Source organism: Nocardia brasiliensis ATCC 700358 (genome assembly GCF_000250675.2).
GTDB classification, from domain to species: domain Bacteria; phylum Actinomycetota; class Actinomycetes; order Mycobacteriales; family Mycobacteriaceae; genus Nocardia; species Nocardia brasiliensis_B.
Genome location: NC_018681.1, coordinates 4,455,172 through 4,474,090 on the forward strand (window position 1 = coordinate 4,455,172; position 18,919 = coordinate 4,474,090).

Sequence of the window (18,919 nt, forward strand, 5' to 3'; positions counted from 1 at the left end):
GAAGAGCGAACCGGCCCAGGTGATCCCGTGGGCGAGCCGGTGAAAGATCAAGCGTCCGTGCGGTGCTCACAGCGAGTACCGCCGCTCCGCCAGTGCGTAGAGCCGCCGCCAGAACAGCCGGTTGATGCCGACCACGTAGATGCTCATGACCAGCACGCCGATCAGGATCCGCGGCGAGTCACCGACGGTGGTCGCCTCGTGGATGTAGGAACCGAGTCCGGCGGCGACCAGGGTGGTCGAGCCGTAGTCGACGACCTCGGAGACGATGGACGCGTTCCACGCACCGCCGGCGGCGGTGATCCCGCCGGTGACATAGCTGGGGAAGATGGCGGGCAGAATCAGCCTGCGCCACCACAGTTTTCGCGGGAGTTGCAGGTTGGCGGCGGCCTCGCGCAGATCGGTCGGCACCGCGCTGGCCCCGGCGATGACGTTGAACAGGATGTACCACTGCGCCCCGAGCGCCATCAGGAGGGTGCCCGCCCAGTTCAGGCTGGCTCCGCTCCAGACGAGCACGGCGGTGATGAACGGGAACAGGAAGTTGGCGGGGAAGCTGGCCAGTACCTGCACCACGGGCTGGGCGAGCCGGGAAACCTTGGGGTTCAACCCGATCCACACCCCGATGGGTACCCACACCACGGTCGCGAGCACCAGCAGCACCACCACCCGGAGCAGGGTCAGGAAACCGAGTCCGAACGCGTGCCCGACCTCGCCGAACCCCGCGGTCGAGTCGATATAGCCGACCACCCGGTAGCCCCCGTAGGCGACCGCGGCCGCGATCACCGCGGCGAACACCAGATCACCGGCCCGACGCCGCAGCGGCGAGCTGTGCAGCGGATACTCGGCGAGCCCGAATATGCTCATCACTCGATCCAGCGGTGCGACCAGGGGACCGAACACCCTGCCGAGCAGCAGCGGAATATGCGAGCGCCGCAACAGGTTCAGCACGATGCTGCGCGGTGCGTCGGCCGCGCCGGTGTCCTCGACCCGGAAGCGTTCGGCCCAGGCGGTGAGCGGCCGCCAGAACAGGAAGTTCACCCCGACCACCATCAGGACCATCACGCCGATCGCGATGAACACCTTGCCGAGGTCGCCGTCCGAGGTCGCCGTCGCGACATAGGAGCCGATGCCGGGCAGCGCGTACTCGTGGTTGTTGACGCTGATCGCCTCGGACGCGACCAGGAAGAACCAGCCCCCGCCGAAGCTCATCATGCCGTTCCAGACCAGCGGGATCATGCCGCTGGGCGCGTCGACCCGCCAGAACCGTTGCCAGCGCGACAGTCTCAGGTTGCGCGCCGCCTCGTCCAGCTCGCGCGGCTGCGCGGCGAGGCTGTGGTAGAACGCGAACGCCATGTTCCACGCCTGCGACGTGAAAATCGCGAAGACGGAGGCGCTTTCGAGACCGAGCTGCGAACCGGGGAACAGCGCGATGAACCCGGCCACGGTGATCGAGAGGAAGCCGAGGATGGGCACCGACTGCAAGATGTCGAGCAGCGGCAGCAGCACGGTGCGGGCCCGCCGCAGCCGGGCGGCCGCGGTCGCGTACACGAAGGTGAACACGATCGAGAGCCCGAGCGCGGCGAACATGCGCAGCAGCGACCGGGCCGCGTAGTAGGGGAGCTGATCGGGATCGGTGGACACCGTGGCGGGCGCTGCGGCCTGGTCGAACGGCACGTTCGCACTGGCGGAGACGCGCACGATCAGCCAGACCAGGACCGCCGCCCCGACGAACACGACGACATCGGCGTACCGGTTGCGGGGCCGGTCGAGCGCGGCCCCGGTGGAGTAGGAGCGCAACAGCGTCATGCCTGCGGTCCCTTCGCCTCGGCGGCACCCGCGATGTGCCAGCCGACGCTGGTCACCGACGGCTCCAGGCTCAGCCTGCTGACCGCGGATTCCATCTGCCGGTCGTCGCGCTGATCGCCGAACAGTTCGGCGCGCACCTCGACCCGGCCCGGCGTGCCGGTGTTCGCGCTGGAGATCGAGACGAGCTGAAAGTCGGTGCGCGTCAACGCTTGTACGAGCAATGCCCGGACGTGCGCCTCGTTGTCGTCGTTGGTGACGGCGGCGAACGCGTAGGACGCGGGCTGTTCGCCGCCCGCTTCGGGCTGCCGGTCGACGGCGCGTCCGGCGGCGCGCAGCGCGATGTTGACCACCACCACCGCCACGGTGCCCGCCGCGGCCGTGCTGTACATCCCGGCGCCGGCGAGCGCGCCGACGGCGGCCGCGCACCAGAGCGTGGCCGCGGTGTTGAGGCCGCGCACATTGAGCCCGTCGCGGATGATGACGCCCGCGCCGAGGAAGCCGATGCCGGACACGATCTGCGCGGCCACCCGGGTCGGGTCGGCGGTGCCGCCCGCGAAACCGTGCGCCGAGAGCAGCACGAACAGGGTGGCCCCCGCGGCGACCAGCGCGTTGGTGCGCAGGCCCGCCATGCGGGCCCGGTATTGCCGTTCGAAGCCGATGGCCGCGCCCAGACCGACGCCGGTGAGCAGCCGGAGGATCATTTCCACTGTTGTCATGACCGCACTCCTGAACAATCAGCGCCGCCCGCTCGTGCCCGCGCCGAGCCGACGTTCGGCTAGGTCACGAGGTTGCTTTGTCCACGTGGCGTACTCGCCGGCACCCGTGCGCCGGGTATCGCGCGAGGGTATGCCGCGGTGGCCGCGTTCGGAACGCTGGCCGGGTGGTCGCTGGGTGAATAATGGGCAAACTGGTATTCGGACTGTTACCGCCGGGCATCCGGCTCACCTCCCTCGCCTCTCGGCACACGGCATCCACCGAGCGTCACGACTTGATCGTTGCAGAGCACAGCAGGGGAACCCGGCAAAAACGCCGGTGGGCACCCCTCCTCGTAAGACCTTTGGCACTTCACGGCGTGAACCCGGCGGACCGGGAGCCAATCGGGATCACCCCTTAAGCCGGGGAGATCTGTCCTGACCCGGGGCGTCTCTCGACGTTCGGGGTCGCTGGCCTGTTTCCGTGAAGGAGCCTCAGCGAACGATCGGCACCTTGCGGTGGCAAGTAAACACCCGAATGGAAACGTTGGCAACCCGATGTGATCGCGGTCGCAGTTCCGAATCCCGTTGTGCCTGAGCCGCGCACGCGGCGATTCAGTCGCGGTACATCGCGCGGTACGCGGTGAGCACCGCGACGCAGTGGTCGACGATCTCGTCGCGGGTGGCGCGCAGCGAGCCGTTCAGCCAGGCGGAGAACATACCCGCGTTGCCGCTGGCCATGGTGACCGCGGCGAGCCTGCGTTTGACCGGGTCGTCGATGTGGGCGAACAGGTGGTCCTGCATCAACCGGGTGAATTCGGGCATCACCGAGATGGTGGTCTGCCCGAGGCCGGTGCTGGAGTACGGCTCGACGAGGAACAGCCGGGATTTGCGGGGATCGGCGAGCACCTTGTCGACCAGGATCTGGGCCAGCTCGCGATCCCGGGACGGCTCGTCGGCCGCGGCGAACGCGGTCATCGGCTGCAGGAATTCCTCGGCGACCTGGCGGTAGAGCACGTCGAGCAGTTCGTCTCGGCTGCTGAAGCTTTCGTAGAAATAGCGGTCGGTGAGATTGGCTCGGCGACAGACCGCGCGCATGGTCACCCCGCTCGCGCCCGCCTCGCCGATCAGATCGAGCGCGGCCTCGAGCAGCGCGCCGCGGCGCGCCTCCCGGCGTTCGGTGAGGGTCGTGCCGCCCCAGATCCGCGGGCCCGCGTCGTCGTCTGATTCCTGGCCTGATTGCACGGCACCACATTAGTGCCTGGTCGCTCCCGGCAACGGCGACCCGCGACGCGGCAGGACGACCGGCATACCGGTATCGGTGCGCCGGTCGTCAGCGGGTGCGTAACCGCCGCGACTCGCACGGTTCGATCAGGGCAGCACCAGGCACGCGAAGCCCAGGTTGACACCGGTGCCGACGGTCGCCTCCGTCGAGACGAACTCGCCCTCGTTGCGGACCGCATAGACGGTGTGCTTGCCGGGGGCCAGCGGCGTCCACTTCGCGGTCACGGTGCCGGAGCTGGGGACCGTGATCCAGCCGCCGGGATCGAAGGTGCCGGTGGGGTCGAAGAAGCCGACGACGTCGCCGGGTGTGGCGGTGGCCGTGGCGATGTAGGTGCAACTCGTGCCGAAGGCGGTGGAGCTGCCGAAGCTCAGTCCGGGCGCCACACCGACGGCATTGACCGTCGCGGTCGCGGCCGGTGCGGCGACCACCAGCGCCGCGGACACGGCGCCGAACGAGGTCAAGGCGGCGGCGATGGATTTGTTCGAGCGGAACATGATGAACCATCTCTTTCGGGCATTGGCAGAGAAATTGCAGCACGGTGCTGCGCTCACCGGTAGTTTGCCTGCGATGGCCGCGGGACACGCCCGTAATCGGCCGATGGATCAGCCGCGCTCGAGCGGCAGGCCCGCGGCCCGCCACGCGGCGACCCCGCCCGCCAGACTGGTGGCGTCGTACCCGGCTTGCCGCGCGCGGGCCGCGAACCGCAGCGAAAGCTCGCCGACCGGGCACACGAACACCAGCGGCCGCGACCGCGGGAACGGAATGCCTTGGGCGAACATGTCATCGAGTTGATCGTCACGGATATTGAGCGCGCCGGGCACATGCCCGATCCGATAGGCCATCGCGCCCCGGGTGTCGACGATGGTCGGCCTGCCCGTGCGGTCCAGTTCGGCGAGTTCGTCCGGGGACACGGTCGGCGTCGCGGTCAGATCGGCCGGGGTCGGGGCGGCGGCGCGCGCGGCGGGTGAGAACAGGTCGGGCCTGCGCTTCTTGATGTAGGAAAGGTACGGTTCCAGCCGGTCGCAGACGATGAACACCGCGACGATCGGGTCGTCCGCGGGCCGCGCCGAATCCGCCTCGGCGGCAAGGGTATCCAGTGCGGCGGCGTAGCTCGCGCCGCTGGTCGGCCCGGCCAGGACGCCGTAGCCGGTGGCCAGGCGCAGCGTGGCGTCGACCGCGCGGGCGGCCTCGACGGTCACGATGCTGTCGTAGAAGCCGGGCTGGAACAGGCCCACCTCCCACATCTCGCTCTCCGAGCGGATCCCGGGGATGAAGTCGGCGCGCTCGGAAACCACGGCGACAGTGCGCAATTCGGGATTGTGCTTGCGCAGGTAGGTGGCGGTGCCCCTGGTCGAGCCGGTGGTGCCGAGTCCGCCGATGAGGTAGTCGACCCGGGTGATCCCGTCGGCGGCGAGATCCTCGTGGATCTCCCGGCCGGTGCCGTGGTGGTGCGCCTCGATGTTCTTCTCGTTGGTGTACTGCGAGGCGTGGTGGTACGCGCCGGGCCGCTGCGCCATGGTCGCCTCGATCACCGCGTAGACGTCGTTCGGCGTCGTCGGGTCGGGGCACTCGGAAAGCCCGGGCAGCTCGACGATCTCGGTGCCGAACAGCTGCAGCAGCTCGCGCACCTCGGCGACCTTGATCCGATTGGTGACCGCACGCAATCCGATGCCGTGCACCGCGCCCAGGATGCGCAACGCCTTGGCGGTATTGCCGCTCGACGCCTCGATGAAGCTCTGGCCGCGCGCCACGATATCGTCGAGTTCGTCGCGGATCATGCCCCACGCGACCCGATCCTTGACCGAGCCGAAGGGGTTGTGCGACTCCAGCTTCGCGTACAACTCGACATTGCGCAGACCGTGGACCGCCGGGTCGAGGCGCAGCAGGGGAGTGTTGCCGATGAGTTCGGTGATGTGGTCGTAGCGCATCAGCGCGCCTCGGTGCTCAGGCGCGGCGCCGGCGACGGCCGGGACCCGCGCGGTGGGGTGTGGGCGGGTGCCGGGCGGTAGTCCGCGTCGTGGCACACCTGGAAACCGCTGTCGTCGTGGGTCACGACGAGCTTCTCCGGGCGTGGGCGCATGGACGCGGTCGCCGCGGACAGATCCATGTGGTAGGCGGCGGTGTTCGGGAACACCACCAGATCACCGGGCTGCGGCCGTTCGGCAAGCCACACCAGGTGATTGGTGATCAGATCGCGCTCCAGGCAGAGGCGTCCGGCGAAATACACACCCACCGAGGCACTTTCGGTGGCGGTCCGGCCGGCGCCGGGCAGAATCACGGGATCGACCATCACCTCCTGGTCCGCCGGTGTCACACAGTCCCGGCTGAGATCGAGGTTCACCAGCACACTGCCGTCGGCGATCTCCTTGACGAACTCCACCTCGGCCACCGTCACCCCCGCGTGATCGGCCAGCGCCTTTCCCGGCTCCAGCCACAGGTCGAGCAGATTGTCCGAGAGCATCTCGGCGACGGTGCGTCCGCCGTGCCGCTCCAGCGGGGCGGCGAGCACGTCCTCGAGCATCGCGGTCGCCGGAATCGCGTTGGCGTACTTGTGGAATACCGGGATCCCGTGCACCGCACCGTTGGCCACGTGATATCCGAACGTGTTGTTGCCCCAGCTCATCGGTGCCCGCAGGCCGAGCAGTGCATCGCGCAACGCTTGCACGTACTCGTCGAAACGATCGGCGTCGGCCGTGAAGACCTGCCGGAACCCGCCGCCGATATCGAGCACCGAGGGCGTCAGGCCGCGCGCGTAGCTTTCCTCGATCAGCGTCAGGCAGGCGTCGATCGCCCGGACGCGTTCCCCCGCGTCCCCCGAGTCGAGATGAAAAGCGAAGCCGAGGAAGGTGATTCGATCCTGGTGCGCACAGAGCAGGTCGAAGGCGTCCGCGACCGCGGGCAGCGGCACGCCGAATCGGCTGACCTGTGCGTCGTGGAACCCGGAAACGCGCAGCAGCACCGGGACGGCCGCCTGCGGTTCGGTGAGTTCGACGATCCGCCGCAGCTCCCACACGTTGTCCACGTTGATCGTGACACCGCGGGCGATCAGATCACGCAGGAACACTTCGCCTTTCGGCCCGGTGACCTCGATTCGCATCGGCCCGAAGCCGGCACCGGCAGCGCTCGCCAGCTCCTGCGGCGACGCGACGTCGACGGCGATTCCCGCCCGCTCGGCGGTGCGAACAAACGCCTGCGACTGATTGACCTTGTGCGCGTAGCAGATTCGATGGCCCGGCAGCCGCTGTGCCAGCAGTGCACGGAATCGCTCCAGATTCTCCGCGAACACCTGTGGGAACAGCAGGTGCACCGGCGAGCCGAACCGGCGCACGGTGTCGGTGACCGCACCGGGAGTGTCGAGATAGGCGCGTACCAGCGGATGGATCTTCGCGGGTAGCGCCGGTGGCGCTGCCGTCATACCGCGGATTCCGACGGCTGGGCGGCGACAGCGTCTTCGGCCGAGTTCTGCGGCTGCTCGGCGACCGGGTTGTAACCGCCGTCGCGGATCGCCTCGAACGCCCGCGCCCGGTTGCGTGGGCTACGGAACTCGGCCACCACGCGCTTGCTGATCAGATCGATCTCGACCACCCGGATGTCCATCGATTCGAGCACGCCGCCGATCGTCCGCACGCAGTGCTTGCAGGTCATGTCCGGGACGTAGAACACCTGATCCTCGGCGGTCGCCGCCCGGTCGGCGGTCGCCTCGTTCGGTTCGGCGCTCACCTCGACCAGCTCGCAGCGATCGACCAGCTGCTCGAACACGGCGACGAAGCGGTCGACCACCACCGGCAGGATGCTGTAGTGCCCGCCGCCGAGATGGTGCGGCATCGCGGCCAGGCAGGCGGGTCTGGTGCCCGCGGGCAGCAGGGCGTACTGGCGGGAGATGAGGTCGAGGTCGTCGTGGTATTTGGCGATCGCCTCGGGAATGGACAGACCCTCGACGTGGGTGGCGCGCCGCATCACCGTGTGCGCGTCGGAGATGGTGGCGTCCTTCATCGCCCGCAGCGTCGCCACGGTCTCCGCGGAGTACCGGACCGTGCCGTCGGGCTGGGCGATCAGCGTCACCGGGATCATGCCGCGCCGGTACGTGGAAGCCTGGAGTTCCCAATACCATCGGGTCGCGACCGCGGCGAACAGGCCGGATTCGTGGACGCCCCTGGCGAATTCGGCGGCACCGCGATAGGGGGTCTGCCTGGCCAGCAGCGCGTGCTGGGCGAGCGCGCGGCCCGCCGCCTCGATGCCGACCCGGAAGATATCGGTCGGTTCGTGGTCGGTGGTGGTCCCGTCGAGCACCGCGTGCTCGCGCGGGCCCAGCGCCGAGACACGTTCGGCGAAGGCGGTATTCGCCTCGAACGCGTGCCACAGCGCGAGCACGGCCTCGCGCATGGCGATCGGCACCAGCGGGCCGAGACCGTCCGCGCGGAAGTGGCCGGTGTTGGGAATACCGTCGCTGTCGGTCCAGGTGATCCGGTGCGTCGCACTGGTCACCTGATAGGGCCGGCACGGCCGCATGAACCGCTCCAGGTACAGCCGCTGGGAGTAGGTGAGATGACTGTTCGGCTCGGTATGCAGTGCGGTGCAGGTGTATTCGAAGCGGCGGCGATCGGGCAGCGGTACCGGCGTGCTGAACAGCCCGGGCTGGGCCAGACCCGCCAGCACCCGGGACGCGGCCCTGCGGTCGTAGCGCGGGGTGTCCATGGTCATGTGACCTCCTCGGCAATCGTCATGACGCACTTGGTGAACCGGTCGATCTCGTCGGCGGTGTTGTAGATGTGCGTGCTGACCCGGACCGAGTCGTCGTGGCCCGCGGGGTGCTCCTCGGGCGCGACGGTACAGTGCAGGCCGGTCCGGACCAGGAAGCCCAACTCGCTCAGCACGAACCCGAGGTCCGCCGCCGAGATCCCGTCCAGCGTGAACGAGACGATGCCGTAACCGACCGGGTCCGGCGCGTAGGCGGGGCCCGGCCGGAACTCGAGCCCGCGGATCGGCTGCAGGCCCTCGATGAGGCGTAGCGTCAGCATGCGATTGTGCGCGGCGATGGCGGCGACGTCGAACGATTCGAGCACCTCGAGCGCGCTGCCGAGCGCGAGGATGCCGGGAATGTTGTGCGTGCCGCCCTCGAGCAGCGCCGGCATCGCCGCCGGCACCAGGCCGGCTGCGCTCACCCGCACCCCGGAATTACCGCCGGGCAGGAACGGCACGAGCCGATCGTGGACCCGCCTGCGGCAGTACAGGATTCCGGTGCCCGGCGTGCCGAACATCTTGTGCGCGGCGAAGATCGCGAAATCCGCGTTCAGCTCGGTTACGTCCACCGGCAGATGCCCGCCGCTCTGGCTGCAGTCGAAGCACAGCAGGATCTCGGGGTCGAGCCGGCCGCGCAGTTCTTCCAGGGTGGTCAGCCCGCCGTACACGTGATGCAGATGGCTGGTGGTGATGAGCCGGGTGCGCGGGCCGACCTTGGCCAGGATGTCGGTGGTGTCGGCCGCACCCGCCGCGGTCACCCGATACGGCACCAGCTCCAGCCGCCGCCCGAACCGGGCGAGCAGGCCGCGCAGGTGATGCCACGGATGCACATTGGACGCGTGATCATCTGGGCTGTAGAGGATTTCGTCGCCGTCCTCGAGCACCGCGAGGCCCCAGGAGAGCGCCACGGCATTGAGCGCGGCCGTCGCCCCGCCGGTGAAGACCACCTCGTCGGCGTGCGCGGCCCCGATGAAAGCGGCCGCGCGCTGCCGGATGCGGGTGATCCGCCCGCTCAGGCTGGTGGCCCACGGGTAGGTGCCGCGACCGGCGTTGGCGGTGCGCGAGCTGTGATAGTCGTTGATCACGTCGATGACCGGCCGCGGCTTCTGCGTGGTGGCCGCGCTGTCCAGGTACACCTCGGTGGATTCGGCCAGCGCGGGAAAGAGCTTGCGGACCGCGACCTGTGCGGGCGCGGCGGCGGACCGCTCAGCCGGTGGTCGCACGACATGCGACCGCGAGGCGTGGGATCGCAACGTGACGCTCCCTCCGAAAAAGGGCTGAGCCGGATGCGCTGGGACGCCCCCAACGATACGCACTTTTCCTGAGGTCTCGAAGGTTTCTCGTGGGCAATGCCTTTCACGCCACCGGTTTCCGGCTAGTCTGGGCGTCATGGCTTTGACCTTGAAAGAGCGTCAAGAGTTCCTCGCCGAGCCGCATATCGCGGCGTTGTCGGTGGCCGCGGGTCCCGATCGCGGCCCGTTGACCGTGCCCGTCTGGTATCAGTACACACCCGGCGGTGAGCCGTGGCTGCTCACCGGGGCGGATTCGCAGAAGATGAGCGCCATCGACGCGGCCGGGCGGTTCACCCTGATGGTGCAGCGCACCGAGCCGAGCGTGCGCTACGTGACGGTGGAGGGGCCGGTCGCCAGGATCACCCCGATCACCGACGCGCTGCATCACGAGATGGTCGAACGCTATCTGAGCGGCGACGCGGTCGACGCATACCTGAAGCAGGCCGCGAACTTCGGTGAACAGGTCGTGGTCTATCTGCGACCCGAGCACTGGCTGTCCAAGGACCTCGGCAGCATCTAGCCCCGGTCTCGCGCTCGGGTCAGTACTTACCCTGTAGGTACTCGACGAGGTGCTGGCGCTCGGTGGCCAGCTCCGAGATCGCGCTCTTCACCACGTCGCCGATGCTGACGATGCCGACCAGCCTGCCCTCGCCGACCACCGGCAGATGTCGAATCCGGTGCTCGGTCATGGTGTTTCGCAGGCTGTCCACCTCGTCGTCGGGACCGCAGGTGCGCACGTCCGTGGTCATGATGTCGGCGACCGGCGTGTCCAGCAGTTCGGCCCCCCGCGCGTGCAGCGTGCGCACGACGTCCCGTTCGGAGACGATGCCGACGATCCCCTCACCGTCGGGCGTCACCACCACCGCGCCGATATTGTGCTCGGCCAGCGTGGCCAGCAGGCTCCGTACCGTCGTGTCGGGTGCGACCGTGGCCACGTCGCATCCTTTTCTACGCAAGATCTCGGCTATTCGCATGCTTCACCATCCAGACGTCCGCGCGGCAGTTTCAGGATCCCAAGTCGAGGTCCCGGTGGCCAGCACGAATCCGTTACGGGTCACGCCGGGGTCACAGGCGACGGGTGACGCTGCGGTCCAGATCGCGGGCGAGCAGGGCGATCGCGGCCTGCGAAATCCCCGCGGAGGTGGCCAGATCGATCGTGGTGAGCTGGGCGATCCGGCGCAGCCGATAGTCGACGGTATTCGGGTGTACGTACAGCTGACGTGCGGTGAGCTGCCGGTTCATATCGTTGCCGAGGTAGGCGCGCATGGTCTCGAACAGCTCGGGGTGGGCGTCGAGCGGGGCGAGCACGGTGGCGATGCGCCGGGTGGCCGGACCGCCGCGGGTGAGCTGGTACTCCACCGCGAGGTCGGCCATCTGATAGAGGCCAGGGGGCTTGCCACCGACCCGCACCAGATTGAGCAATTCGTGGGCCTGGTCGGCGGATTCGGGCACCTCGTCGGTGTCGCTGGCCACGACGGTCGCGGTGAGCGGTACCTCGGCCGCCTCGGCCAGCCGCGCCAATGTCTCTGCGGTCATGGTGGTTTCGCCGTCTTCGCCGATCGGGACCAGCATGGTGCCGCCCTTGGTGCTGAGCAGCGCCAGCGCGCGCGAGGCGAACACCGTCGCCAGCGCGGATTGCAGCCTGCGCAGCTTGCGCCGGGCCGCGACATGCGCGTCGACCCGCGGGTCGCGCTCGTCGGCGTGTTCCGAAAGCGACAGCGCGACAACCTGATACGCGTCGGCGATCGGGATGCCGGCCTGCCGGGCGAGGGCGGAGCTGCCGCGTCCGCTGAGCAGCGCGGAGGCCAGCGTCTGCGTGGCGGTCTGGTGCTCCTTGGCGACGAGATGCTGTTCCTCGACGTAGGCGTCGGCGACCGCGGCGGTGACCGCCTCGAGCAGTTCCAGCATGAGATCGCTGGCGACGAGCAGCTCGCGCACGTCGTCGGCCTTCGCGGGCGCGGTGACCAGACCGAACGCGATCCGCACGCCCTCGTGATAGCCGCGCAGAATGGTGCTGAGCGGCACGCCTTCCCGGGCCCACTGGGTGGCCGCCTCGCGGACCTCGCCGAGCCGTTCGTCACCGGGCACGGCCCGGCGATCGAACATTTCCGCGACCAGGCCGAGGCAGCTGCGGGTGAGTTTGGTGACGTCCCCGCGTAATTGCTCGCCGGGCAGGGTGCGACACGGTGCCATGCAGGTGGCGAAATATCCCACCATTCGCGAAGCAACCCGGTCGGTATTTTGTAGCGGCATCGAGGCCGGCCGGCCGCCGATTTCGAGCGCTGTGTCGGACGAATCAGCGGAAAGATCCAGCGCGGAGAAGGTCATTCGGGTCGCTCCATTGCCACGTCGGGCGGAAAAGAACGGTGCCCGAATCGTTCGGCTCACTATACGAAAGGGTGCTGCGCGTGGTGGCTTATCGATGAGATCTATTGGGAGCCTACGACATTATCGAGGCATCTGGTCATGACCTGGCACAGTGCACAAGACATTTGGCAGTCACGACGCTACTCTGGCGGAAATTGATCGGGCTGCTACTCGTCGTCCAGCCCGGCGGAAAGGTATGCGGCGGCAGCGAGCCACTGCCGGCATTGCGGGCCATGAACTTCATGGGCCGACAAAATGTCACGTGCCAGTCGATAGGTGAGGCCCGGCGGTTCGACACCGCAGTCGGACACCGGGAACTCCGGTGCTGGACATTGCCGCGGCAGCTCGACGCCGGTGCCGCCGATGACGGCGACCCGGCGGGGAGTCCGGAATGGCTGGCTCATTCGACCGCCCCTCGCGTGTGGCGTGTGGGGAGGTTGCTGTGTAGGCGCCGCCGGCTCGAACTCCCTGCGTACCTCCCCGATATGGCACCGAGTCTAGGCCGCCGTCGCTTACAGATGCAAGTACATCTGCACGGACGCCGCCGATGAACATGGGGGAACGGGACGGAAAACGCCTTCGCGACGAACTGTCGCGAACCCTGGGGGCATATCGGGCGAATTGGCCGTGTCGATAGCTGTTCGATGGCACCGGCGCGCGGACGCGCGGGGCGGCGAGTCGACGTCGGTTGTTCTGGATGTCGGCGGGCCGCCGAGCCGGCGCGGCGGGTCGATGGTGGACCTGACGGGGGACTTTGCGGCGATCGGGCCGCTCGATCGGGCCGTCCTCTATATAAGGGGCCGCCTCGAATCGGTCGTCGGTGCCCCGTGATCCGATTGATCACGGAACGGTCTTCGCCGTGTGTCCGGTAGCTCCGGGTGTGCCTCAGACCGGAGACGCCCGGAGCGCGGAGACTGGGCCGGCGATGGCTCCCGTGGGTGGGTGAAGCGACCTGGCACGCCCCTGGCGGCGCCTCGGGGCGGTCGATTCGTGCTCTGGCGTGCATGTCCCATCGGACCCATCCGCCTGGTGGCCGTTGGTGATTCATGCAGGTCAAGCGGGTGTGCGCCGAGTGGCGCGGTCCGTACCGCCGGGTCGAAACAGGCTTGCCTCAGATCTCGGACCGAGTGGTCCGAATTAGTAGAGGCGCGGCGGCGAACATCGTGCTATCGTCCAAACTGTTGGTGCAAATGCAAGAACGTTTGAGAGTGCAGATGCACGAACCGATTTGCAACAACTGGCGATACTGAGGAGTGGGGAACATGTCGGATACAGCCATGAACAAGGTCATCGGAACCTGGCGTAAGAGCTCGTTCAGCAACCCCAGCGGTAACTGCGTCGAGGTCGCCGAGGCGACCAACGGCCAGGTCGCAGTGCGTAACTCGCGTGACCCGGAGAGCGGCACGCTCTTCTACACCCGTCCGGAGATCGACGCGTTCGTGCGCGGCGCGAAGGCGGGGGAGTTCGACTATTTGACGAGCTGAGCGGTAGCATTAGCGATCGGTGCGGTGTGTTTCGCGACAGGTGGTTGTGACACACTGTGGGCAACCTCGAGTATCGGAGACGAACTCAATGATCGCTGAACCCAATGACGATGGTCAGGTCGATGCCGTTGTCGCAGAACGAGGCCCGACGGTACTACGTATCGCGTTGGGTGGTCAGCTGCGCAAGCTCCGGGAGAGCAAGAACATCACCCGCGAGGCCGCTGGCGACGCTATCCGTGGCTCGCACGCGAAGATCAGCCGTCTCGAGTTGGGCCGCACCGGTTTCAAGGAACGTGATATCCGGGATCTGCTGACCCTCTACGGTGTCACCGACGCCGAGGAGCGCCAGCGGTTCCTCGAGTTGGCCAGGCAGGCGAACGAGCCCGGTTGGTGGCATCGCTACAGCGACCTGCTGCCCCAGTGGTTCGGCACCTACCTGGGCCTCGAACAAGCCGCGAGCAAGATCCGCACGTACGAAGCGCATCTTGTTCCGGGACTCCTGCAAACACCCGAATACGCCAGGGCAGTGGTGGCGCTCGGGTACGAGGACGCCGACACCGATCGGCGGGTTCAGGTTCGGCAACGCAGGCAGGAAATCCTGCACCGGACCGATCCGCCGGTCGTGTGGGCGGTGATCGACGAAGCGGCGCTGCATCGGCCCGTCGGTGGGCCGCGCGTGCAACGCGAGCAGCTCGAGCACCTGATCGAACTGGCCCAGCTGCCCAATGTCACCGTCCAGGTGCTGCCCTATTCGGCGGGTGAACACGCCGCCGCGGGTAGCTCGTTCAGCATTCTGCGCTTCGCCGAGGCCGAGCTGCCGGACATCGTGTACCTGGAGCATCTGACCAGCGCGCTGTACCTGGACCGCAGGCAGGATCTGGCGTTGTACCTGTCGGTGATGGACCGGCTGAGCGTGCAGGCCGAGCGGCCGGAGAAGTCGATGGAGATCCTCGCCGGTTACGCCGCAGAACTATGAGCCACCCCGCGCCGGGGTTTCCAGAACGCCACGCACCGCCACGAGGACGGGCGTGGTTTTCCGGTTTTCAGGGCCCTGGTCGCGGTGTCGGGCGGTTGCCGAGCACGGCGGGGGTGTTGTCACGTGACGATCCACGGCCGGCCTACGTGATCACAGTCGGGCCCGGCTGTTCGCCTCGGGTGCCGCAAGATTCGGCGCGCGCGCCGAACGACGCAGCGCCCGCATCGAGGGTATCGATGCGAGCGCCGGTACGTGTTTCGGCACGAGCGAGGGGCTGCTCGGTCCGAACTGGGTCGGTCGGCTCGGCGGCACTACCTACCGCAAGGCCTTGCGCCGCAAGCCCTGTGCCCGAGGGTGAATCATCGCCAGTGGAGCAAGATGGCTCAGGGCTTGCGGGACAAGGCATTTCGGCATGCGTGGCGCGCCGAGCCGCCCGGTGGAGCTACTGCCGGATGAAACTGGACGCGATCCGCCAGAACGTCGCGGGCTGCATGGTGTGGAAATCCCAGTCGTCGACGACATCGTGCGCGGTGGTGACGATCCGGTCGATATCGAAATCGTGCCGGGTGGCCGCGCCGGTGGACTCGACGGCGTCGATGACGAACGCCACGGCGGTCTCCCGGGAGTATGCGCTGTTCCTGTGGCCGCTCCGGGCCGACGGTGTGCTCATCATTTCTGTACCGTTCGCTGGCTGGTCGACCAGTGCGACATCGGCTATGCCGAACCGGACGCCGGAAAGTGGTTGGTTCATTCGAACGCCCCTGACGTTTGGCGGCAGCGGACCCACGGCGACTTCGGCCTTCGGCTCGCCCATGCGGCCTCCCCTGGTTGTCCCCTGTAAAGCGTTGCGGGACTGAGTTTAGGTCGCTGTACCTTTCATATGCAAGTACATCTGCACGATCGATTTGCAAGCGCACGTGCATGATTAGCTTCTGAAAGTTTGCTGAAGCGGCGGTTACGCGGAATTGATCAGCTCGCGCCGAAAACGACATCGGTGCTGTAGTCGATCTGCGTGCCGGGCTCGACGAAACGATCGGCCGCGGCGCTCATGGCCAGGAAATGCTCGGTGAAACGGTGCGCCTCGGCGGCTTCGTCGTCGGTGTAGAGCTGGTAGAGAAAGAAGCGGTGCGGGTCGAGGCGGTCGGCGCAGACGTCGAAGCGCAGGCAGCCGGGCTCGTCGCGGACCGACGACACGGCACTGCGCGAGATGGCGTCGAGGAAGTCGGCGCGTGCGCCCTCCCGGATCTTCATGGACACGATGCGGCTGAACACAGTTCCTCTCCTATCGAGAACGTCGACTGCAACGTCAATCGGTAAGGGCGGCACCACCGTTCGCGCCCCCGGCGAGCGCGGCCACCGCACGGTCAACTGGCGTGTTGCCCGCGACGAGCTCGAGCGTCGCGCCCGCGGTGTGGCTCGCGGGCAGTAGCGCGGCGATGACCTGCGCGACATCGGCTCTGGGGATATCGGCCCGGGGAACCGGCGGTCCGGCCAGCGTGACCAATCCGTTACCGGCGGTGTCGACGAGGCGGCCCGGGCGCAAGATGGTCCAAGCCAATTCGCGCCCGCGCAGGTCGTCCTCGGCCTGTGTCTTCGCGTCGATATAGGCCGCCCAGACGTCGTCGGTACCGGCCGCCGGCGGCTGGCCGGCGCCCATGCTGGAGATCTGCACGAAGCGCCGGGTGCCGGCGCGTTCGGCGGTCTCGGCGAGCCGGACCGAGCCGTCCCGATCCACCGCGTACTTACGGGTCGCGCCGCTGCCCGGCCCGGCGCCCGCCGCGAAAACCGCTGCGTCCGAACCGTTCACGACGGCCAGCAGGTCGTCCGGCGCGGCCCGCTCCAGGTCGAGCAGGACGGGTTCGGCACCGGTCGCGATGATGTCGTCGGCCTGCTCCGGCTTGCGGATCAGGGCCGCGACCTGGTCGCCACGGCTGGTGAGCAGCTGGGCGAGCAACAGGGCGATCTTGCCGTGTCCACCTGCGATGACAACGCGCATGCCTGCGTCCTTTCGGTAGCGAGCGGTCCGCCTCAGCGTTCGGGGCCGCCCGGGTTGCACTGGGCGTCGACGGTGGCCTGGTAGCCGACCGCCGGTCGCCACGGTTCCAAATTCCAGCTGGGCTTGTCCGGCTGGATCAGGCGGGCCCAGATCCAATGGCAGCGGAACTGGTCGTCCATTCCGGGAGTACCCGCTTCGGGCGATCGGGTAAGCACCTCGTGCCAAGCCCGAGCCTCGGCGTCGGCGGCGGTGGTCTTGCGGCCGGCCTCGGTGGGGACGACGAGCAGCCGCGCGCCGTCGAGGGTGTCGGTCCACGTGACGTGGTCGATCAGCGGCAGCCCGGCATAGGGATCGACGGTCGGCGTGGCGGCGAGTGTGCGGGGCGGGCTCGGTGTGCCGGCCGGGGGAGTTGTTGTGGTGGTTGGCGATAGCGCGGCCGGGGCGTCCGAGCCGCAGCCCGCGAGAACCGGCAGCAGTGCGACGCAGAGGGGCGCGAGGGCACGGGCCCGACGTGCCGGGCCGGTGTGACGGTGGACGCGAACCGACCGGTCCGGGCACTCCATTCGGGCTCCTTCCGCATCGGCGCCGAAGGCCGTCGCGTCCTTCTATCTGACCACTTGAGCCTAGCGACCACCCGGTACCTTCGACAGTCGCTGAGCTCGAAGCCCCGCTCAGGCCACTGATTGTGGTGGCTTGCCGTCGGTCGGCCGGGTGGGGATAGTCGGTCGATGATGTGTACACGGATCATGGCTGGGGCGGTTGGAGTCGTGGTCTCGGTGGCGGTCGCGCTGGCAACGCCGGCGACGGCGGGGACAGGCGAGGCACCGGGAACGGTGACGCAACTGGCGGAACTCACCGGGCGATTTCGAGTGGACGGCGCGGCGACCGCGCAACGGCTGACCTATTGGTCTCGCGGGCCGCGCGGACCGATGGAGAGCACCGGGGTGGTCTACCTGCCCCCGGGACCGATGCCGCCGGGCGGTTGGCCGATCGTCGCCTACGCGCACGGCACCACGGGTATCGCCGACCAGTGCGCGTTCACCCTGGAACCCCGCCCCTACTATCTCGATACGCTGTACCCCGCGTTGCTGCGGGCCGGCTACGCGGTGGTGATCACGGACTACGTCGGGCTCGGTACGCCCGGTACGCATCCCTACTTGGACGGACCGTCGCAGGCGCGCAGCGTGATCGATGCGGTCCGCGCCGCGAAATCGATCCGGCCGGAACTCGGCACCAAATGGGCGACGCTCGGCCAATCGCAGGGTGCGCAGGCGGCCCTGTTCACCGCCTCGCTCGCGCCGGCCGACGCGCCGGAACTGCAGCTGCGCGGTGCCGCGGCCACCGGGCCGCCGTCGAATCTCGAGCTGGCGATCGCGATCGCGGGGCCGTGGATTCCGCGTCTGCCGTTGGAGAAGACGCCCGCCTACGTGGCGATGCTGCTGGCCGGATTGCGCGCCAGCGCACCGGAACTCGACGTCGACAGCTATCTGACACCGACCGGTCTGGCGGCTTTGCGGGTGGTGGAGACCGAATGCATCACCGACGCCAATGCGCGGCTGGCCGAGGTGCCGATCGGGGCGATGCTGGCCAAGCCGCTCGACGATCCGGCGCTGTGGTCCGCGGCCCGGGCCATGTTGCAGATTCCGACCTCGGGCTACACCGTCCCGCTGTTCATCGGCCAGGGCCTGACCGATATGGAGGTGCCCGCCCCGCTGACCGCGAAGCTGATCGCCGAGCTGTCTCTGTCCGGCACCGACCTGGAGACCCACGTCTATCCCGGTGACCATCTCGGTGCAGCTCGGACCTCGCTGCCCGATTCGCTGGCGTTCCTGCATCGGGTCCTCGATCCGGCCTGACAATCCGCACCGGGTGCAACGACCGCGCTCGAACTCGAGCGCGGTCGTTGCGCGTTTCCATGTTCGGAATTCACGGAAATGTGAGGAATAAGTGCGCGCGGTGCACGGATGCACACCGTGCTAATGCGCAGAATATGTTGAAAAAGGCGAATTTCCGGCCGTTTCGGTGCGGAAGATATTCAGTGCCACAGGGATCGGCAGGGGAGTCGGCGTAATCCAGGGCGCACTTTGCCGTCCACGGTGACGGTGAGTCCGGCATGCAGGGCGGCCGAGGTGAACTCCCAGGCTTCGGTGTTGCTCGCGGCGTATTCGAGAATCAACGCGTCGTCGGGTGTCGGTCCGTCGAAGTAGACGGTGACCCGCCGCGTCGGCGCCTCCTCGACGTGCGTGTCGTAAGCGACTCTGTGTGCAGTGCCGTCCATGCCACC

At 68.1% G+C, this 18,919-nt stretch carries 20 protein-coding genes and 1 riboswitch; of the genes, 4 read left to right on the forward strand and 16 right to left on the reverse strand.

Annotation, left to right across the window (positions count from 1 at the left end):
• Positions 1-66: 66 nt before the first annotated feature.
• From O3I_RS20035 to O3I_RS20070, 8 genes are all read right to left on the reverse strand, one after another.
• Positions 67-1,803, reverse strand: a complete 1,737-nt coding sequence (locus O3I_RS20035) for an ABC transporter permease (RefSeq protein WP_014984788.1) — start codon at positions 1,801-1,803, stop codon at positions 67-69.
• Complete coding sequence (locus O3I_RS20040; protein WP_041562729.1) at positions 1,800-2,519, reverse strand: MgtC/SapB family protein; 720 nt, start codon at positions 2,517-2,519, stop codon at positions 1,800-1,802. The genes O3I_RS20035 and O3I_RS20040 overlap by 4 nt, the downstream gene beginning before the upstream one ends.
• A gap of 319 nt (positions 2,520-2,838) precedes the next feature.
• Positions 2,839-3,009: riboswitch (M-box (ykoK) riboswitch) on the reverse strand.
• A gap of 101 nt (positions 3,010-3,110) precedes the next feature.
• Positions 3,111-3,740, reverse strand: coding sequence for a TetR/AcrR family transcriptional regulator (locus O3I_RS20045; protein ID WP_014984790.1), 630 nt, complete (start codon positions 3,738-3,740; stop codon positions 3,111-3,113).
• A 126-nt stretch (positions 3,741-3,866) separates the two neighbouring features.
• Positions 3,867-4,274 carry a hypothetical protein gene (locus O3I_RS20050; RefSeq protein WP_014984791.1) on the reverse strand — a complete coding sequence of 136 codons (408 nt, stop codon included), beginning with the start codon at positions 4,272-4,274 and terminating at the stop codon, positions 3,867-3,869.
• A 108-nt stretch (positions 4,275-4,382) separates the two neighbouring features.
• Positions 4,383-5,708 (reverse strand): pyridoxal-phosphate dependent enzyme, encoded by a 1,326-nt coding sequence (locus O3I_RS20055; protein WP_041564061.1) that lies wholly within the window; start codon positions 5,706-5,708, stop codon positions 4,383-4,385.
• On the reverse strand, positions 5,708-7,195 hold the full coding sequence (locus O3I_RS20060) for a decarboxylase (RefSeq protein ID WP_014984793.1): 1,488 nt from the start codon (positions 7,193-7,195) through the stop codon (positions 5,708-5,710). Before O3I_RS20060 ends, O3I_RS20055 begins: the two co-directional genes overlap by 1 nt.
• Positions 7,192-8,481 (reverse strand): heavy-metal-associated domain-containing protein, encoded by a 1,290-nt coding sequence (locus O3I_RS20065; RefSeq protein WP_014984794.1) that lies wholly within the window; start codon positions 8,479-8,481, stop codon positions 7,192-7,194. The genes O3I_RS20060 and O3I_RS20065 overlap by 4 nt, the downstream gene beginning before the upstream one ends.
• A complete protein-coding gene (locus tag O3I_RS20070; RefSeq protein WP_014984795.1) occupies positions 8,478-9,743 on the reverse strand; it encodes an aminotransferase class V-fold PLP-dependent enzyme in 1,266 nt (421 codons plus the stop codon). Before O3I_RS20070 ends, O3I_RS20065 begins: the two co-directional genes overlap by 4 nt.
• A gap of 166 nt (positions 9,744-9,909) precedes the next feature.
• On the opposite strand from O3I_RS20070, the gene O3I_RS20075 reads away from it, so the two are divergent.
• Positions 9,910-10,332: a pyridoxamine 5'-phosphate oxidase family protein gene (locus O3I_RS20075; RefSeq protein WP_014984796.1), complete on the forward strand. Its 423-nt coding sequence runs from the start codon at positions 9,910-9,912 to the stop codon at positions 10,330-10,332.
• 19 nt (positions 10,333-10,351) lie between these two features.
• Here the strand turns inward: O3I_RS20075 and O3I_RS20080 are convergent, their stop codons facing one another.
• The 3 genes from O3I_RS20080 to O3I_RS43880 form a co-directional block, all read right to left on the reverse strand.
• A complete protein-coding gene (locus O3I_RS20080; RefSeq protein ID WP_014984797.1) occupies positions 10,352-10,786 on the reverse strand; it encodes a CBS domain-containing protein in 435 nt (144 codons plus the stop codon).
• Positions 10,787-10,877: 91 nt separating this feature from the next.
• A complete protein-coding gene (locus O3I_RS20085; protein ID WP_014984798.1) occupies positions 10,878-12,140 on the reverse strand; it encodes a PucR family transcriptional regulator in 1,263 nt (420 codons plus the stop codon).
• A 206-nt stretch (positions 12,141-12,346) separates the two neighbouring features.
• On the reverse strand, positions 12,347-12,583 hold the full coding sequence (locus O3I_RS43880) for a hypothetical protein (protein WP_014984799.1): 237 nt from the start codon (positions 12,581-12,583) through the stop codon (positions 12,347-12,349).
• Positions 12,584-13,441: 858 nt separating this feature from the next.
• Here O3I_RS43880 and O3I_RS20095 point away from each other — a divergent pair.
• Together O3I_RS20095 and O3I_RS20100 are read left to right on the forward strand one after the other, a co-directional pair.
• Positions 13,442-13,663, forward strand: coding sequence for a DUF397 domain-containing protein (locus tag O3I_RS20095; protein ID WP_029899630.1), 222 nt, complete (start codon positions 13,442-13,444; stop codon positions 13,661-13,663).
• An 88-nt stretch (positions 13,664-13,751) separates the two neighbouring features.
• Positions 13,752-14,639: a helix-turn-helix domain-containing protein gene (locus O3I_RS20100; RefSeq protein WP_014984802.1), complete on the forward strand. Its 888-nt coding sequence runs from the start codon at positions 13,752-13,754 to the stop codon at positions 14,637-14,639.
• Positions 14,640-15,081: 442 nt separating this feature from the next.
• Here O3I_RS20100 and O3I_RS42780 read toward each other — a convergent pair whose 3' ends face one another.
• The 4 genes from O3I_RS42780 to O3I_RS20120 all read right to left on the reverse strand — a co-directional run bounded on the left by O3I_RS42780 (position 15,082) and on the right by O3I_RS20120 (position 17,198).
• Entirely contained in the window at positions 15,082-15,249 is a 168-nt protein-coding gene (locus O3I_RS42780) for a hypothetical protein (RefSeq protein ID WP_237748336.1), read from the reverse strand.
• A gap of 359 nt (positions 15,250-15,608) precedes the next feature.
• The gene (locus O3I_RS20110; RefSeq protein WP_014984804.1) at positions 15,609-15,911 is read right to left on the reverse strand and encodes a putative quinol monooxygenase; all 303 of its coding nucleotides are present in this window, start codon (positions 15,909-15,911) and stop codon (positions 15,609-15,611) included.
• Positions 15,912-15,945: 34 nt separating this feature from the next.
• The gene (locus O3I_RS20115; RefSeq protein WP_014984805.1) at positions 15,946-16,635 is read right to left on the reverse strand and encodes an SDR family oxidoreductase; all 690 of its coding nucleotides are present in this window, start codon (positions 16,633-16,635) and stop codon (positions 15,946-15,948) included.
• Positions 16,636-16,667: 32 nt separating this feature from the next.
• Entirely contained in the window at positions 16,668-17,198 is a 531-nt protein-coding gene (locus tag O3I_RS20120; RefSeq protein ID WP_014984806.1) for a DUF2599 domain-containing protein, read from the reverse strand.
• A 183-nt stretch (positions 17,199-17,381) separates the two neighbouring features.
• Between O3I_RS20120 and O3I_RS20125 the strand changes: the two genes are divergently transcribed.
• Positions 17,382-18,491 carry a lipase family protein gene (locus O3I_RS20125; protein ID WP_041562730.1) on the forward strand — a complete coding sequence of 370 codons (1,110 nt, stop codon included), beginning with the start codon at positions 17,382-17,384 and terminating at the stop codon, positions 18,489-18,491.
• Between the two features lie 179 nt (positions 18,492-18,670).
• Here the strand turns inward: O3I_RS20125 and O3I_RS20130 are convergent, their stop codons facing one another.
• Positions 18,671-18,913 carry a hypothetical protein gene (locus tag O3I_RS20130; RefSeq protein ID WP_014984808.1) on the reverse strand — a complete coding sequence of 81 codons (243 nt, stop codon included), beginning with the start codon at positions 18,911-18,913 and terminating at the stop codon, positions 18,671-18,673.
• Positions 18,914-18,919: the final 6 nt, after the last annotated feature.

Coding starts and splice junctions, on each gene's coding strand:
- O3I_RS20065 (WP_014984794.1), bottom strand. CDS start 8,481: ATGACCATGGACACCCCGCGCTACGACCGCAGGGCCGCGTCCCGGGTG.
- O3I_RS20035 (WP_014984788.1), bottom strand. CDS start 1,803: ATGACGCTGTTGCGCTCCTACTCCACCGGGGCCGCGCTCGACCGGCCC.
- O3I_RS20085 (WP_014984798.1), bottom strand. CDS start 12,140: ATGACCTTCTCCGCGCTGGATCTTTCCGCTGATTCGTCCGACACAGCG.
- O3I_RS20040 (WP_041562729.1), bottom strand. CDS start 2,519: ATGACAACAGTGGAAATGATCCTCCGGCTGCTCACCGGCGTCGGTCTG.
- O3I_RS43880 (WP_014984799.1), bottom strand. CDS start 12,583: ATGAGCCAGCCATTCCGGACTCCCCGCCGGGTCGCCGTCATCGGCGGC.
- O3I_RS20130 (WP_014984808.1), bottom strand. CDS start 18,913: ATGGACGGCACTGCACACAGAGTCGCTTACGACACGCACGTCGAGGAG.
- O3I_RS20075 (WP_014984796.1), top strand. CDS start 9,910: ATGGCTTTGACCTTGAAAGAGCGTCAAGAGTTCCTCGCCGAGCCGCAT.
- O3I_RS20115 (WP_014984805.1), bottom strand. CDS start 16,635: ATGCGCGTTGTCATCGCAGGTGGACACGGCAAGATCGCCCTGTTGCTC.
- O3I_RS20100 (WP_014984802.1), top strand. CDS start 13,752: ATGATCGCTGAACCCAATGACGATGGTCAGGTCGATGCCGTTGTCGCA.
- O3I_RS20095 (WP_029899630.1), top strand. CDS start 13,442: ATGTCGGATACAGCCATGAACAAGGTCATCGGAACCTGGCGTAAGAGC.
- O3I_RS20060 (WP_014984793.1), bottom strand. CDS start 7,195: ATGACGGCAGCGCCACCGGCGCTACCCGCGAAGATCCATCCGCTGGTA.
- O3I_RS20125 (WP_041562730.1), top strand. CDS start 17,382: ATGGCTGGGGCGGTTGGAGTCGTGGTCTCGGTGGCGGTCGCGCTGGCA.
- O3I_RS20055 (WP_041564061.1), bottom strand. CDS start 5,708: ATGCGCTACGACCACATCACCGAACTCATCGGCAACACTCCCCTGCTG.
- O3I_RS20120 (WP_014984806.1), bottom strand. CDS start 17,198: ATGGAGTGCCCGGACCGGTCGGTTCGCGTCCACCGTCACACCGGCCCG.
- O3I_RS20080 (WP_014984797.1), bottom strand. CDS start 10,786: ATGCGAATAGCCGAGATCTTGCGTAGAAAAGGATGCGACGTGGCCACG.
- O3I_RS20050 (WP_014984791.1), bottom strand. CDS start 4,274: ATGTTCCGCTCGAACAAATCCATCGCCGCCGCCTTGACCTCGTTCGGC.